The organism is Streptococcus sp. 2018110 (assembly GCF_019754115.1).
Classification (GTDB): Bacteria; Bacillota; Bacilli; order Lactobacillales; family Streptococcaceae; genus Streptococcus; species Streptococcus hashimotonensis.
Genome location: NZ_JAIJZO010000003.1, coordinates 60,730 through 75,328, shown reverse-complemented (window position 1 = coordinate 75,328; position 14,599 = coordinate 60,730). Strand labels below are relative to the sequence as shown.

Here is a 14,599-nt window from a genome sequence, read left to right as displayed (position 1 = left end):
TGTCTAACGTTTCTATACTACATACTATTAGTAAACTTGTCAACTATAACAGCTTCTTCTACATGTTTTTCAATTTCTTTTCCCATAAAATGGTCCTTTAGAAAGAAGAGACAGACCTAGCACAACGAACCTTTAACTCTCTGTATTCATCGCTTCTTCGTTCGAAACAACAGCTATTCTGACCTAAAAATAATTTAGAGCCTGAAACTCCTGTTCCAGACTCAATCAATATAGTTGATAAAATGACATTAAAAAATCGCATCCAGCAATGATGTGCTTCCACCACCACCGTCACCACCTGCACCGACAATATGATTGCCAATGACCTGAGCAAAGGTTTCAATGTTCAAGCTCTGTACATAGATTTCTCCATAACCTGTAAAGGTATTAACGATTCCTTCACCTGTACCGATAGATTGGAGGAAACCATTTTCCATATGGATATTGTAGTCCAAATCACGACTCCACGCAACCACATGAGCATTGTCAATGGTGATACTTCCACCATCCAAAGTTAGCTTCTTAATAGAACCAAACGCATTCGCCAAAAGTGTGCCATGCCCCTCCGTAGTCATCACAAAGAGACCGCCCTGACCACCAAAGAAAGCTTTCCCAACACTCTGGCGTTCCATTTTATACTGGGCAGAACCATCAAGGGCAAGGAAGGCACCATCATTTAGTCGATATTGCTCTGCACCAAGTTCCAAGGCAATAACCTGACCTGGCGTTGAAGGCGCAAGTGCAATTTTTCCGTCGTCGCTATTGGAAATGGCTTGCGTGATAAACATAGATTCGCCTGATACCATTGACCGACCGATGGCCCCCATCAATTTACCAAAACCTGAACCACCACGCGCATTGAGCTTGGTATTCAAGGTCACACTCGGCGTATGGTAGACCATGCTCCCTTGTTGAATATAAGCTGATTCACCAGCTTCCAAGGCGATTTCCACCAAAGGAAACTGCATATTACTATCGATAGTATATTTCATCCGATTGTCTGACATAATTGACTCCTATTTTTTACGAAAGGTCCTGTTAACCACAGGATAGCCATAATAAACCTAGAACAAACAAGCTAAAATAAACCATGTATCATTTATCTCTTTGTTTGTTCTGTTGTGATAATACAATTTTATCTCATTCAAAAAAACTTGTCAAGGATTTCTCGGCCATTCAGATAAAATTTACAGGAAAAACCGAATTTCCTGAGCATTCCTATATAACTTCTGTCATACGCCCCGTATCCACATCATAAACCGCACCAGAAATTTCAACGTCGTCAGGTATGAGCGGAGATTGTTTCAAGAGAGCAATATCCTCCCGCACGCTTTCTTCAATGTCTGTAAAAGGAAGAAAGTCCTGACCAGCCACATCCACTCCCAAATCCCGCTTGAGTTGGACCGCAAAGTCCTCATTGGTAAAGGTCTGGGCACCGCAGTCTGTATGGTGGAGCACCACGATTTCCCTTGTGCCGAGCTGCTGCTGGGAAATGACTAGCGAGCGAATCATATCCTCCGTCACGCGCCCACCCGCATTCCTCAGGATATGGGCATCACCCAGAGCCAAGCCCAAGGCCTGCGCCACGTGAAGCCGTGAGTCCATACAGGTCACGATAGCCACCTTTGTCTTTGGACGAAGAGGCAAATGGTAATCACCATGCAGGTCAACATAGGCCTTGTTGGCCTTCATAAAGTTTTGAAAATAAGACATAGGACCTCCTTGTCTGATGAGAATTTCTGAAAGTTTCAGAAATAGGTTAGACCTAGCTTACCACATTCCCGACTATTTGTCGCAAAAAGAGGAGCGACTAGCTGTCACTCCCGAATGATTTCATCAGTTGAACACTTTCTGCAAGACTTCGCCAATGGTGGTCACGCCGATAACGGTGATTTCCTTGGGCACCTTGATACCGGTCAGAGAATTTTTGGGGGCATAGACCTTGGTAAAGCCCAATTTGGCGGCTTCGTTAATCCGTTGTTCAATCCGATTGACGCGGCGGATTTCACCTGTCAGACCGATTTCGCCTATAAAGCACTCTTGTGGATTAGTTGGCTTATCCTTGTAACTGGAGGCAAGGGCAACTGCGACCGCCAGGTCAATAGCTGGCTCATCCAGTTTGACACCGCCAGCTGACTTAAGATAGGCATCTTGGTTTTGGAGGAGCAGGCCTGCTCGTTTTTCCAAAACCGCCATAATCAAGCTGGCACGGTTGAAGTCCAAGCCTGTCGTGGTCCGCTTGGCATTGCCAAACATGGTCGGCGTCACCAGAGCCTGCACTTCGGCAAGGATAGGGCGGGTGCCCTCCATGGTCACGACAATAGCAGATCCTGTCGCCCCGTCCAGACGCTCTTCCAGAAAGACTTCGCTAGGATTGAGGACTTCGACCAAGCCCTGCGACTGCATTTCAAAAATGCCGATTTCGTTGGTAGAACCGAAGCGGTTTTTGACCGCCCGCAAGATACGGAAGGTGTGCTGCCGCTCGCCCTCAAAATAAAGAACGGTGTCTACCATATGCTCCAAGGTCCGAGGTCCAGCCAGAGTACCTTCCTTGGTCATGTGGCCTACGATGAAGGTTGCGATATTGTTGGTCTTGGCAATCTGCATGAGCTCGTTGGTCACTTCACGAACCTGACTGACAGAGCCTTGCACGCTAGAAATGTCAGGGCTCATAATGGTCTGGATAGAGTCGATAATCAGGAAATCTGGTTTTATCATCTCAATCTCGGTCCGAATGCTCTGCATATTGGTCTCCGCATAGAGATAGAACTCGCTGTCGATGTCGCCCAAACGCTCCGCCCGCAACTTAATCTGCTGGGCAGATTCTTCCCCCGACACATAGAGGACCGTGCCAATAGTAGAAAGCTGGGTAGATACCTGTAAGAGCAGGGTGGATTTGCCAATCCCTGGATCGCCTCCGATCAGGACCAGACTGCCTGGGACCACACCGCCACCGAGGACACGGTTGAACTCCTCCATGTTAGTCTTGGTGCGAGCCACTTGAATGGAGGAAACTTCATTGAGTTTCATGGGACGGGTCTTCTCACCTGTCAGGCTGACCCGCTCGTTCTTGACTTCAGCGACTTCCACTTCCTCGACAAAGCTAGACCAGGAGCCACAGTTGGGGCAGCGGCCCAGATACTTGGGGGAGTGGTACTCGCAAGATTGACAGACAAAGGTTGTTTTTTTCTTAGCCACTCTAACTCTCCTTTTTACGTAAAACACTTAAACTACCATCATCAACATGGACGTAGTAGCGACCATCCTCACTGAAACCATAGATGTAAGGTAAATAAGATTTATAAATCAAGCACGGCTCCTGCTCTGCCAATTTCCAAAAAATAGAGCAAATCGGATATGGGCCTGAAGGGTCAACATAAGTCTGAATCGCAACTCCCGACTGATTTGTCTGAGGAAGACTACCGCCGTATTGACCAGCGATGCTAACAGGTTTCTCTACCCCTTCACAAAATACCAGTAGCTCTTCCTCATCGTAATCGCCAACAACCTTTGTCACCTGACCGTCTAACAACTCGATTATCGAAATGTATTCACCAGAAACACAGATTAAGCGGTCTTGGTCGGGCACAAATCCAAGATAAAGAAAACCACCAATACTTCTCTCAAAAATCAGCTCATAACCTTGACAGAATTTTTCTTGAAAATTTATCAGCCCCACTCTTAATCCCCCGTCGAGCCAAATCCGCCCGTCCGAACGCCGTCGGCCTGGTCGCCGTCAGCCAAGAGGAAGGGGGAAAAAACAGCCTGTACAATCCGCTCGCCGGCTTCCACCACGACGGTTTCCTCTGTGATATTTCGCATCTGGGCAAAGATATGACCTTCATTGGCTGGATTGCCGTAGTAGTCTCCGTCGATAACCCCAACCGAGTTAATCAGGACCAGGCCCTTCTTGCGAGGGTTGGACGAACGGTCGTAGAGATAGAGGACCTCGTTGGCCTGCATATAGGCCTTGATACCTGTTGGAACCAACTTAATCTCTCCTGGCTCCAAGCTGACGGTTTCTGCAGCCTTCAGGTCGTAACCTGCTGCGTGGGCTGTCTCACGTTTTGGCAATAAGTTTTCATCAGTAAACTGGCTGACCAGTTCGAATCCACGGATTTTCATGTTTTTTCCTTTCGAGTACTTATTTTGAAGATAAATCTTCTAGTAATTTTTCAAAATCAGAATTTATCTTTTGGGTTTTATTAAAAATTGCATATTCTGACCGAGCTTTCTCCTTGGCTGACTGCCTTGTAATTTGACCATACCCCTCTAAAAGTTCATAATCTTGAAAGGCTAAAAATCGGTCAATACTATCTGCCAAATCTTGCATGGTCTGAGTTTTTCCTTGCTCAATTTGTCGCTCCAGATAGTCAAAGTAGCCCGAAATACTACGTTCCAGCGAACGAATTTCCTTTTCGTTCAGATAATTTTTAGCCACAAGAGCGTCCGATTGCAAAATACGTCCGTCAGGAGAGTGCTTCCAGGTTACCAACCCCATGTTCGCTTTGGTGTGGTCTGCCTTTTCATAAATAATTTCTGCAGCTGTTTTACCTGTAATCGCATAATGAAATTTATTTTGCACATGAGCATAGAATTGCTTAGTCATCAAGCTATTAGCGTCATAATCAATCGCAATCTCTGCAAAAATATCTGTGATTTGTAACCAAATTCGTCGTTCACTAGCACGGATAGAACGAACTCGTTCTAAGAGCTCACGGAAATAATCTTTTTCCAACAGGTTTTCGCCTTGCTTCAAACGCTCATCATCCATGGCAAAACCTTTAATCATGTATTCTCGAAGCACAGTTGTTGCCCACTGCCTAAACTTAGTAGCCTTTTGAGAATTGACACGATAACCGACGGAAATGATGGCATCGAGATTGTAATAGCTAGTTAGATAATTTTTACCATCACTTGCAGTTGTTTCCATTTTGGAAATAACTGAATGCTCATCTAGTTCGCCTTCTTCAAAAATATTTTTCAAATGTTTGCTGATAGCTGGCACACCAACATCAAATAGTCTTGCCATTTCCTTTTGACTGGCCCAAATCGTCTCGTCACTGACAATAACACTAGCCTTTTCTTGGTCATTTTCTGCTCGGTAAATTAAAAATTGTAATTCCTTCATATTTGCCTCTTTAATTATTTAGGGCTCACTCCCCACTACAAATTCATTCGCATTTTTCGTCACAAATGCAAAAAGTGTTGTCAAGGGAAAGGCATACTCGTCATCAAAGCGAGCTGCACGTAGCCACAAGTCTTGGTCAACCTTGCGAAGATAGACACTGCGAGGGAAGGTAAACTCTTCTTCCAACTGAGGCGACAGTAGGCAAACGGCTCCGTCTGGTGATTTCCCTTGGGAGAGTATTGCATCTTGACTGACTTCCTGTTTCAACAAGGCCAGCCGAAGATAAACTCCCAGATGAGCTGGTGGTAATTGATAACCAATCTCCACGGCTCTCTCCTCTATCTGAGGAGCAGTCGCTTCCCTATCAAATCCCATGTCGGCTAGACTGACAATCTCAACTAAACACCTCTGTCTCTCCACCACTTCTTGATAAGTTGGATGAGCTAGGTAGGTCTTGAAATAGGCATTTACCAAAATCCCCTTGTCATCTAAGTAGGCAAGGATTTCTTCTTTTTTTAGGGGAAATAATTCAACTCGAACGCTCAGTCTTTTCATAGGTCTATTATACACTAATTCATCAAAGGCTGCGATTTTCAGCAAAAAACACCTGATAAACAGGTGCTACAAATATAAATTAGCTCAAGCAGTTCAAACCTCTTCCGAGCCAAAAATCTCCCAATACTCCTCGACTTCTTGCTCCAACTGTTCAACCATCTCTAGCAAGTCTGCGGCTCGAAGAATAGCAAGCCCCTGGTCCACCATCCCTCTATCTTGCTGAAAGATGCCCATACGGACATTAGCCATGCCTACATAGTCAATCCGCATACTTTCCTGAGCCATAGTGTAAACTCTCTCCATTACTGAAACACAAAGTTGATACTCCCCATTTTTCAATAAAACAGTCGATAGATTATAGAGAAAAGCAAACTGGCTAACCTGTACATCTCTGAAGTCCTTATACTTGTCCAAGGAAAGCAAGATTTTATCTACAAAGCCTTTCAAATGGGATATAGGAATGATAGGAAGCACCAACCCCAACTTACGAAAGTCAGCTAAATACCAAGTGTCTGACTTCTCCAATTCCTTCCAAAGTGCTTGCCCCAACTGTCTGGTCCGCTCCCCATCTCCTGTTTGATAAATGGATAAAATTAAGCGTAATTGTTGCTCAATTCGTTGAACCCGTATATCTTCTTGCTTCTTCAAATACTGCTCTACTTGGTACAAAAAATCTTGACAGCTTGATTCAGAAAAAAATTGTCCTCTCAGATTTTCAAAGCGATGGATGATAGAAGAACGCTCCGAAGGCTGATAGGCATGACAGATATAGTCAAACTCTGCAAAGGTCATATCCAGCTGACGAAGAATATGGGAAAAGTGAGCAATGGTCGGGTACTCTTTGTTGTTTTCAATTTTTGATAGGGTCGTCCGTGACAAGGCATCTCCACAAACTTCCTGCTGGCTAAGCCCTTTTGATTTGCGAATCTCTTTTAAGACTGTTCCAAAATCCCACTTCATCATAACCTCCCAAAACGTGAGAAATGTTTACGTTTTCAACAATTGCACTTATTCTAAGATACCATAATAGTAAATAAAAACAAACAAAATGATAGGAGGTCTTCTTATGAAAACTTGGAAAAACTATCTTTTACTTTTAACTTACTCAGCCATCTTACTAGCACCTCAACTTTTAGGGGGTGGATGGAATCTGATTATACCAATTATCAACAAATAAATAAGATACCACCATCTCACCACTCTGGAAAGGAGGAAAAAGACTGGAAACTATATGTTGGGTGGAGAGGGGAGTAGGTACATATACACTTTATGTTGGTATAAAAAAGATGGTTAAGCATTTGTGATACATCTTGCTAAATAATGCGTAAAAATCTAAATCTTATAATATATTTTAGCTATATACTTTGTCATTAGACACATTTTAACTTGGTATGCAGTGTCGGACTTATCAAAAGAAATAAATGATTAGTTTCCTAAGTTTAATTCAAACCGTATTTTACGAGGAGGTAGAATGTATGAAAATAAAAAAATGTGCTTCTATTTTACTGGCGACTTTGGTGATTGGTGTAAGTTGTTCACCAATCAGTATTATTACAACATTTGCTAATGAAATATCAGTCAATTTACAAACTGAGGTAATTAGTGAAGATAATATGCATAAAACAATTAGAACGTTTTCTCCCGAACTTAATGAATACGTAATTTATACCTATCATAAAGATACCAAAATTTTGGATATTGATAGAGGAGGAGATATTTCATCGTATGATATATATGCGATTGGAGCAGAAGCATTAAGTGCTAATGTTTTAAGAGCGGCTAATAGTAGTATGTTTAGTCCGTGGTCGTATTCTTCTTCAGGTAATCGATATACTTTAAAAGTTTCTCACATTTCTTATGGTGGAAATCCTGTATCTAAAACTGTTACTAGAACCAGTAGTAATGCTGGATATATAGATAATTTTATGAGAGATGTTGATAATATAAGAAATGTAGAAATGGATTTACTTAAAACTGCTGGATGGGAGCTAGGAGCAACGGTAATCGGCGCTTTGATATCTGGAGGAGTTGGTGCTATTGGCGCCATAACTTCGATAGCTTCAGTTGTCGGTATTGCTAATCAATTACCTCCGATATATGATAGGGCGCTTTATAATTATAAGAGAGCGTAAAATTGAATCTATTACTACTTATTTTAAACCTAACTTCCTTATATCTTATATATTCTTTAAGAAATGAGCGCCCTAAATATTTAATTTATCTAGGATATTTGATGTTTGGAGGAAGTTTAGTTGTAAGTATTTTGTTATTGGTAAAAGAGTTAGGTGGTTGATTAAACAATCATCTATGTAAAAGATAATAATCCGCTGAGTATATACTGCTTTTAGGATTATTATCTTTTATTACCAAAATCCCACCAACTGGCATGGAATATTTCTATGGTTTTTGATATGCACTGAAATTAGTTTTCCACAGACCATGAAATTAAGAGAAAAACGATTACCATGCTCAGAAATGTTTGATAGTAGGGTAATCGGGAACAACTGTTACTCATCAATTGCTAAATGACTGATAGTCAAATTCAAAAAGATAGTTAGTTTCCGACCAGCTCTATTGGTGTGCTGGTCGGAAAGCGTTTATAAGGAGGTGTTCAGATGAAAAGGCTAAACCATTTCTGTATGATTCTACTTCTGTGTTGTGTCAGTTTTATCGTTGTAAATCTACACTATACAAAGGAAATCAATCGTATACGTGAATTAGGAACGACTGACTATTCATTTCAATTTTATTTACGCGATAGTGCCGTTCCTTCACAGGATTTACTGCATTTTTTTGAAAAAATTGCTGATAAATACGACGTTTCAATTGTCAAAACAGATAGCAACACCGAGGTAATAAAAGCAGGTGTTTTTTCTCATGAGACCTTTCCTTATAAAGATTTTGGAATCCAGCAACTTACTTTTAACGAAGACGGAAGTGGATCTTATACAAATATACAATCCTCCGACAAACTAGGGCATATCCCAACATTTTTGCAGGCCAAGACGATACGGCTCATCACTTTAAAAAACTATTTTCAAGATACATCCCATACACTAAATGGTCAGTATACCGTCACATCAACAAAATCCATAAACGACACTGAAATCGTACAGGAATTAAGTCATTTTTTCAATATTGATTCTTCTACACTATTGACTCCAACCTTTGAAACAGCAGTAGAATTAATAAACAGAGACTTGCTACTAGTAGCACTCATCTGCTGTATCGCATTTTTACTCCTTTCATTAACTTCTGTTTACCAACCAATTTTAGATATCAAACATATCGGCGTTGAAAAAATACTTGGATACAGTAACTTAGAGATTTTCTATCGCTATGTAAAACAAAATATACTAATCATAGGAATCGGTAGTATCATTCTAAATAGTTTATCGTTTCTGTTTTTTGACTACATGCCTCAAGGTTTTACAACTATGATGCTGTTAGCGCATTTTATCCTCCTTCAAGTCTATCTACTCATCAACATTTTAGTCATCACAATTATCCAACGCATTAATGCCGCATCTATCATAAAAGGATTTGTTTCCTTCAAAACAGGATTCTATATCAATAATTTCTTCAAATGCTGTCTCACACTTCTTATCACTATATTGATGATTGGTGTCGGAAATAGCATTTATGAGGAACACCAAGAATTGAACTATCAAGAACAATGGGAAAAACAGGGAGATTTCCTAACACTCGAAACCGTAAAATCAGGAAATCAACTCTGGCAAGATAGCCTGTCTGGTTCCGACAAAGCTCATCAATATTATTACTCCTTATATAAGAATTTGACAGAAAATCTTCCAACTTACTATATTCGTTCTAGTATCATAAACCCTGGCAATTTCTCACATCTTAAAGAATTTGAACATTCAACATTGGCTAATGACATCCCTGTTCTATACGCCAACAAAACCTATCTAGAAAGTATAGGATTTCCGATTCCGCATACAAGTAAACAATTGACTGTACTCTTTCCAGCATCAATGAAAGAGAATGAAGAGTCTAACAAAAATCTAGCAAAATTGATTGGTTTTCTGTCACTGAAATATGAAGAACAAGTGGCAAAAACAGTCAGCGAGGTAGATGTTGAATACATTTATTATGACGGCGACTGGACATTCTTCCCATACAATGAAACCTTATCCAACAATTTCACTAATCCAATGATTAGCCTGGTCAATGACAATGATATGTCGTGGGAAGATAAAGCACATCTATCAAATACTGGACTAAGTAGCCCAATCAAAATTGCAAATTCCCCTCAACATCAACAAAAAATCGAACAAATTCTTCAGAAATTACCTGATGATAGCTATTTCAAGTTCTCGTCAATAAAATCTATTCAACAAGGACGTGTAGATAGTTTCCGAGACGCTAGTCGTAACTTCGTCACCCTGTTTGCGATTATCTGCTTACTGAGCATTGTTGTTTCCTATTTTATTGTAAAAAGTATGTTTCTTTGGAGAAAATCTCATATCATCACTATGAAATTTTTAGGATGGTCACTTTTTGACCGCTACAAACCTATTCTAATCGGACTAACTCTACTATATTTGCTACCTCTTCCAGTTATTTTGATAGCTGGTAAGTCACTATTTCCTCTTGCACTTTTTTTACTATTTGCCATTGCTGATGGGGGTATTTTCCTATTTACATCACTGCGCATGGAGCAAAAGAATCTTGTACAATACTTGAAAGGAGAGAACCTATGATTCATTTAGAACATATCTTTAAAAAGATTGGTCAAAAACATATCCTACATGATTTTTCCCTCAACATTGAACAAGGTGAACTAGTCGCAATTGTTGGAAAAAGTGGTAGCGGAAAAACAACATTACTAAACATCATTGGCTTGCTTGACGGTGAATACGAAGGAAATTACCTCCTATTTGGTCATTCAAACGTACCTGTAAACACTAGGACATCTCAAAAAATAATTCGGGAACAAATTTCCTATCTATTCCAAAATTTTGCTCTAATTGAGAACGAAAGCGTCGAGTATAATCTCCTGATGGCATTAAAATATACCAGATTATCAAAAAAGGAAAAGGAAGAGTCCATAAAAAATATACTAGAAAAAATCGGACTAGCAAACACGCTAAAACAAAAAATTTCCGAGCTGTCTGGAGGAGAACAACAGCGAATTGCTATCGCTCGTGCTCTACTCAAACCAAGCAATCTTATCTTGGCAGATGAGCCAACGGGATCATTAGATCAGGAAAATAGGGACTTAATCCTGCAATTTCTCATAGAAATGAATAATAGTGGAAAAACAGTAATTATCGTCACACACGATCCATATATTGCCGATAAGTGTCAGCGGATTGTTCGTTTATGATTTAGATAGTTTCTACACCCTTTGCGAATAAGCTTTCCGCTAAGAACCTGCATTCACAAGTGAGGTACTTCCACACCCAGAAGCAGGTCGTCTATGGCCTGACCCGAATACGGCATTGACTCTGCCGAGGTTATCATATTCAAGAACAATTTAGATACAACAAGAAAAGGTCTGAAAACCAGCTCATCTGGTTTTCAGACCTTTTCTATCTTCCCTATTCAAACACAAACTGGTTGTGGTAGAGTTCGGCGTAGAAGCCGTTAAGTTTAAGAAGCTGGCTGTGGTTACCTTGCTCGATGACTTTTCCGTCTTTGAGGACGATGATTTCATCCGCAAGTCTGGATCTATTTCTCTGGTATAACCCAAAAAAGATAGTAAGTAATAAAGACTGTCAGCAAGCCAAGTCCAATTTTGACAAATAGTACAGGAGCCAACCAAATGGAAATCCCCATGAGTATGTAGATTTGCCAGATAATTTGTCTTTTCCGTTTACGGGAAATGGCTTTGGTTTCAGCATAATCCGCTACGTAAAATTGATAAATTTTTGTATTGCGTAGCCATTTTTCAAAATTTTTAGAGCTTCTAGCAAAACAAAATCCGGCCAAAAGTAAAAGAGGCGTTGTTGGAATTATAGGTAGAACAATCCCAATCATGCCAATAGCAAGACTAACAAAACCAGCTACTAGATAAACAATTTTTTTCATAATACTATTATACCAAAAGAGTTCGTGATTTTTTGAACATTTTCTGTATAGTTTAGGAAAGCGCTTGCTTTCCACCCTGTAAACTGGTATGATAAGGATATTACATTTAGAAAAGAGAGAAGATGCTATGAAACTTCTAGGACTTGTCGGAACCAACTCCGCTCGCTCAACCAACCGCAAACTCTTGCAGTACATCAAACAGCATTTCGCAGACAAGGCTGATATTGAATTGGTTGAAATCAAGGACCTTCCTGTCTTCAATAAACCGGCTAATCGTGAACTGCCAGAAAGTGTTAAAGAATTAGTTGCAAAGATTGAAAGTGCTGATGGTGTCATCATCGGAACACCTGAGTATGACCACTCAATCCCCGCTGTTCTTATGAATGCACTAGCTTGGGTATCATATGGAGTCTACCCTATGCTTAACAAGCCGGTTATGATTACAGGTGCCTCATACGGAACGCTCGGTTCTTCCCGTGCTCAATTGCAACTACGCCAAATTCTCAATGCTCCTGAACTCAAAGCTACTGTTTTACCAGATGAGTTCTTACTATCTCATTCCATGAAAGCCTTTGATACAAACGGTGAGCTTATTGATTTAGAAATCAGTCAAAAACTGGATGCCATCTTTGATGACTTCCGTCTCTTTGTCAAGATGACAAGTAAACTGTCTAGCGCCAAAGAGTTACTTCAAAAAGAAGCTGAAAACTTTGACTGGGAAAACTTGTAAGAGAGGAGAACAATCATGAAATTTGTCGGAATTGTCGGGTCTAATGCAGACCAATCTTATAACCGCATGCTATTGCAATTTATTCAACGCCACTTTAAAGTAAAATTTGAATTAGAGCTTTTGGAAATCAAAGATGTCCCAATGTTCAATCAGGACGAAGACCAGTCTAATAGTTTTGCGATCCAATACCTTTACAACAAAATCACACGTGCTGATGGTGTCATCATTGCTACACCTGAGCACAACCACACCATCACACCTGCTCTTAAGAGTACTCTAGAGTGGCTAAGTTTCAATTTACATCCATTTGAAAATAAACCAGTTATGATTATCGGGGCTTCTTACTACGACCAAGGAACGTCTCGCGCTCAAGTCCACTTGAGAAAAATTTTGGACGCTCCAGGTGTCAATGCCTACACGTTACCAGGTAATGAATTCCTCCTTGGTAAAGCGAAAGAAGCTTTTGATGATAAAGGGAACATTATCAATGAAGGGACTGTGAAATTCTTGGAAAGCTGTCTAGACAACTTTATCAAGTATGTCGGCGTTGTATCTAAATTGAAACAACCCAAGCCAATTGCACCCGAAGATTTAGACTGTACCCATCCAATCGCAACGACCATCACAGGTGTGGACCCAGATGACCCAGATTGGCTGGATAAGGCTTCTAAATTGGTCAACGCTGTCGAGGGAGATACGTATGTTAAATTAGATAACGGTCTTTTAACAGTTAACCAACTCAATATGTTCCTCAACGCCATGCCATTTGAGTTGACCTATGCAGATGATAACAATCAGTTCCTCTATTACAACAATAGCCACCAAGAGCCTGATACTATGTTAGGTAAGCGGGTCCCAGAGCAAGTAGGAAACCGTTTGTCAACCGTTCACGGCACTTTACCACCTGCTCGTATGAAGAATGTCGAATGGGTTGTTGGAACCTTACGTAATGGTAACCAAGAGTACGTTCGAACAATCGTCCCGGGCACACCACCTGAAATTATTAATACTCATAACTACCAAGCTATGTACTATCCTGACGGGTCCTACGCTGGTATCAATGAAATTATCTTTAATTTTAAGCCATGGTTAGATTGGTATCTTGAAACCACTGGACAACGCTTGGTGGGGGGTGCAGGAAACACCGCATCTCCTGCCCATGTTGATGCAACCTCTGGCGCTTCAGATACAGGTAGTACCCATACAGCTTCCACACCGACAGATGCCAATTCTGGTGCATCTGCTCACTAACAAATAAAAACTAGTGGGAAGGGGCTCCCTTTCCACTATATTTTTCAATAAATTTTTGATGATTATGTCACAAGGAGGCCCCATGTCCCCATTTCAAGAAAAAATTTCGGTTGCAGTTTCAAAAAAAGAATCCCTTTTTGATGAAAGTCTAAGCCGTTACGCCTTACGCTCCATGTATGCAGGAGCTTATTTGACCATGTCAACAGCTGTTGGTATTATTGGAGCTGATGTCATCTCCAGTCAATTCCCAAGTCTATCGCGTTTTGTTTTTACCTTTATCTTTGCTATCGGACTGATTTTTGTTCTTATTTTTGGTGGCGAATTGGCTACATCTAATATGATGTATCTAACGACTGGTGCCTATTATAAGCAAATTACTTGGAAAAAAGTAACGCTGATGTTACTTTACTGCACCTTCTTCAACTTTGTAGGTGCTACCATTCTGGCTTGGCTTTTCAATCAGTCCTTCTCCTACCTTAACTTATCTAACGAAAGTTTTGTTGTCAACGCTGTCACCATCAAACTAGGAAAATCCGACTGGAGTAACTTCTTTGAGGGAATTACTGCCAATATGTTTGTGAATATGGCTATCCTTGGGTATATGCTACTCAAGGAACAATCCGCCAAATTCTTTGTTATTGTATCTGCTATTTTTATGTTTGTTTTCCTTATCAACGAACACTTAGTTGCTAATTTCGCATCATTCATGCTCTTAGCCTTTAATGCTGCTCGTACTAATGTAGATACCTTTACTATGGTAAATATTCTTCGTCAGTGGATTGTTGTTTTCTTTGGAAATTGGCTTGGAGCCGGACTCTTTATTGGAATTGCTTATGCTTGGCTCAATCAGACCAAAACCAACCATCTTGAACAGTAAT

The 14,599-nt window shown here is 40.5% G+C and carries 15 protein-coding genes; 6 read left to right on the top strand and 9 right to left on the bottom strand.

The annotated features are described in order from the left end of the window. Positions 1–248 precede the first annotated feature (248 nt). From K5Q34_RS03580 to K5Q34_RS03545, 8 genes are all read right to left on the bottom strand, one after another. A complete protein-coding gene (locus K5Q34_RS03580) occupies positions 249–1,007 on the bottom strand; it encodes a TIGR00266 family protein (RefSeq protein WP_002939965.1) in 759 nt (252 codons plus the stop codon). Positions 1,008–1,218: 211 nt separating this feature from the next. Beyond that, positions 1,219–1,713 carry a carbonic anhydrase gene (locus tag K5Q34_RS03575; RefSeq protein WP_014638738.1) on the bottom strand — a complete coding sequence of 165 codons (495 nt, stop codon included), beginning with the start codon at positions 1,711–1,713 and terminating at the stop codon, positions 1,219–1,221. A gap of 123 nt (positions 1,714–1,836) precedes the next feature. Beyond that, on the bottom strand, positions 1,837–3,198 hold the full coding sequence (radA, locus tag K5Q34_RS03570; RefSeq protein ID WP_398578127.1) for a DNA repair protein RadA: 1,362 nt from the start codon (positions 3,196–3,198) through the stop codon (positions 1,837–1,839). 1 nt (position 3,199) lies between these two features. Continuing rightward, entirely contained in the window at positions 3,200–3,679 is a 480-nt protein-coding gene (locus K5Q34_RS03565; RefSeq protein WP_024384170.1) for a hypothetical protein, read from the bottom strand. A 2-nt stretch (positions 3,680–3,681) separates the two neighbouring features. Continuing rightward, the gene (locus K5Q34_RS03560; RefSeq protein ID WP_221864531.1) at positions 3,682–4,125 is read right to left on the bottom strand and encodes a dUTP diphosphatase; all 444 of its coding nucleotides are present in this window, start codon (positions 4,123–4,125) and stop codon (positions 3,682–3,684) included. A 19-nt stretch (positions 4,126–4,144) separates the two neighbouring features. Next, on the bottom strand, positions 4,145–5,131 hold the full coding sequence (locus tag K5Q34_RS03555; protein WP_024384172.1) for a virulence RhuM family protein: 987 nt from the start codon (positions 5,129–5,131) through the stop codon (positions 4,145–4,147). Positions 5,132–5,149: 18 nt separating this feature from the next. Beyond that, positions 5,150–5,686, bottom strand: a complete 537-nt coding sequence (locus K5Q34_RS03550) for a hypothetical protein (protein WP_221864556.1) — start codon at positions 5,684–5,686, stop codon at positions 5,150–5,152. 93 nt (positions 5,687–5,779) lie between these two features. Continuing rightward, positions 5,780–6,646, bottom strand: a complete 867-nt coding sequence (locus tag K5Q34_RS03545; RefSeq protein ID WP_221864530.1) for a helix-turn-helix domain-containing protein — start codon at positions 6,644–6,646, stop codon at positions 5,780–5,782. 515 nt (positions 6,647–7,161) lie between these two features. Between K5Q34_RS03545 and K5Q34_RS03540 the strand changes: the two genes are divergently transcribed. From K5Q34_RS03540 to K5Q34_RS03530, 3 genes are all read left to right on the top strand, one after another. Further along, positions 7,162–7,818: a geobacillin-26 family protein gene (locus tag K5Q34_RS03540; RefSeq protein WP_105138830.1), complete on the top strand. Its 657-nt coding sequence runs from the start codon at positions 7,162–7,164 to the stop codon at positions 7,816–7,818. A 483-nt stretch (positions 7,819–8,301) separates the two neighbouring features. Continuing rightward, positions 8,302–10,410, top strand: coding sequence for an amino acid ABC transporter permease (locus K5Q34_RS03535; RefSeq protein ID WP_105138831.1), 2,109 nt, complete (start codon positions 8,302–8,304; stop codon positions 10,408–10,410). Beyond that, positions 10,407–11,036: an ABC transporter ATP-binding protein gene (locus tag K5Q34_RS03530; RefSeq protein WP_014638747.1), complete on the top strand. Its 630-nt coding sequence runs from the start codon at positions 10,407–10,409 to the stop codon at positions 11,034–11,036. The genes K5Q34_RS03535 and K5Q34_RS03530 overlap by 4 nt, the downstream gene beginning before the upstream one ends. A 344-nt stretch (positions 11,037–11,380) precedes the next feature. On the opposite strand, the gene K5Q34_RS03525 is transcribed toward K5Q34_RS03530, so the two are convergent. Beyond that, complete coding sequence (locus tag K5Q34_RS03525; RefSeq protein WP_024407654.1) at positions 11,381–11,740, bottom strand: YbaN family protein; 360 nt, start codon at positions 11,738–11,740, stop codon at positions 11,381–11,383. Positions 11,741–11,867: 127 nt separating this feature from the next. On the opposite strand from K5Q34_RS03525, the gene K5Q34_RS03520 reads away from it, so the two are divergent. From K5Q34_RS03520 to K5Q34_RS03510, 3 genes are all read left to right on the top strand, one after another. After that, positions 11,868–12,470, top strand: coding sequence for an NADPH-dependent FMN reductase (locus tag K5Q34_RS03520; protein WP_024384178.1), 603 nt, complete (start codon positions 11,868–11,870; stop codon positions 12,468–12,470). 15 nt (positions 12,471–12,485) lie between these two features. Further along, complete coding sequence (locus tag K5Q34_RS03515) at positions 12,486–13,721, top strand: NAD(P)H-dependent oxidoreductase (RefSeq protein ID WP_024384179.1); 1,236 nt, start codon at positions 12,486–12,488, stop codon at positions 13,719–13,721. Positions 13,722–13,803: 82 nt separating this feature from the next. Then, a complete protein-coding gene (locus tag K5Q34_RS03510; RefSeq protein WP_024407655.1) occupies positions 13,804–14,598 on the top strand; it encodes a formate/nitrite transporter family protein in 795 nt (264 codons plus the stop codon). The last annotated feature ends 1 nt before the right edge of the window (position 14,599 follow it).

Coding starts and splice junctions, on each gene's coding strand:
- K5Q34_RS03580 (WP_002939965.1), bottom strand. CDS start 1,007: ATGTCAGACAATCGGATGAAATATACTATCGATAGTAATATGCAGTTT.
- K5Q34_RS03575 (WP_014638738.1), bottom strand. CDS start 1,713: ATGTCTTATTTTCAAAACTTTATGAAGGCCAACAAGGCCTATGTTGAC.
- K5Q34_RS03560 (WP_221864531.1), bottom strand. CDS start 4,125: ATGAAAATCCGTGGATTCGAACTGGTCAGCCAGTTTACTGATGAAAAC.
- K5Q34_RS03555 (WP_024384172.1), bottom strand. CDS start 5,131: ATGAAGGAATTACAATTTTTAATTTACCGAGCAGAAAATGACCAAGAA.
- K5Q34_RS03550 (WP_221864556.1), bottom strand. CDS start 5,686: ATGAAAAGACTGAGCGTTCGAGTTGAATTATTTCCCCTAAAAAAAGAA.
- K5Q34_RS03545 (WP_221864530.1), bottom strand. CDS start 6,646: ATGAAGTGGGATTTTGGAACAGTCTTAAAAGAGATTCGCAAATCAAAA.
- K5Q34_RS03540 (WP_105138830.1), top strand. CDS start 7,162: ATGAAAATAAAAAAATGTGCTTCTATTTTACTGGCGACTTTGGTGATT.
- K5Q34_RS03535 (WP_105138831.1), top strand. CDS start 8,302: ATGAAAAGGCTAAACCATTTCTGTATGATTCTACTTCTGTGTTGTGTC.
- K5Q34_RS03530 (WP_014638747.1), top strand. CDS start 10,407: ATGATTCATTTAGAACATATCTTTAAAAAGATTGGTCAAAAACATATC.
- K5Q34_RS03525 (WP_024407654.1), bottom strand. CDS start 11,740: ATGAAAAAAATTGTTTATCTAGTAGCTGGTTTTGTTAGTCTTGCTATT.
- K5Q34_RS03520 (WP_024384178.1), top strand. CDS start 11,868: ATGAAACTTCTAGGACTTGTCGGAACCAACTCCGCTCGCTCAACCAAC.
- K5Q34_RS03515 (WP_024384179.1), top strand. CDS start 12,486: ATGAAATTTGTCGGAATTGTCGGGTCTAATGCAGACCAATCTTATAAC.
- K5Q34_RS03510 (WP_024407655.1), top strand. CDS start 13,804: ATGTCCCCATTTCAAGAAAAAATTTCGGTTGCAGTTTCAAAAAAAGAA.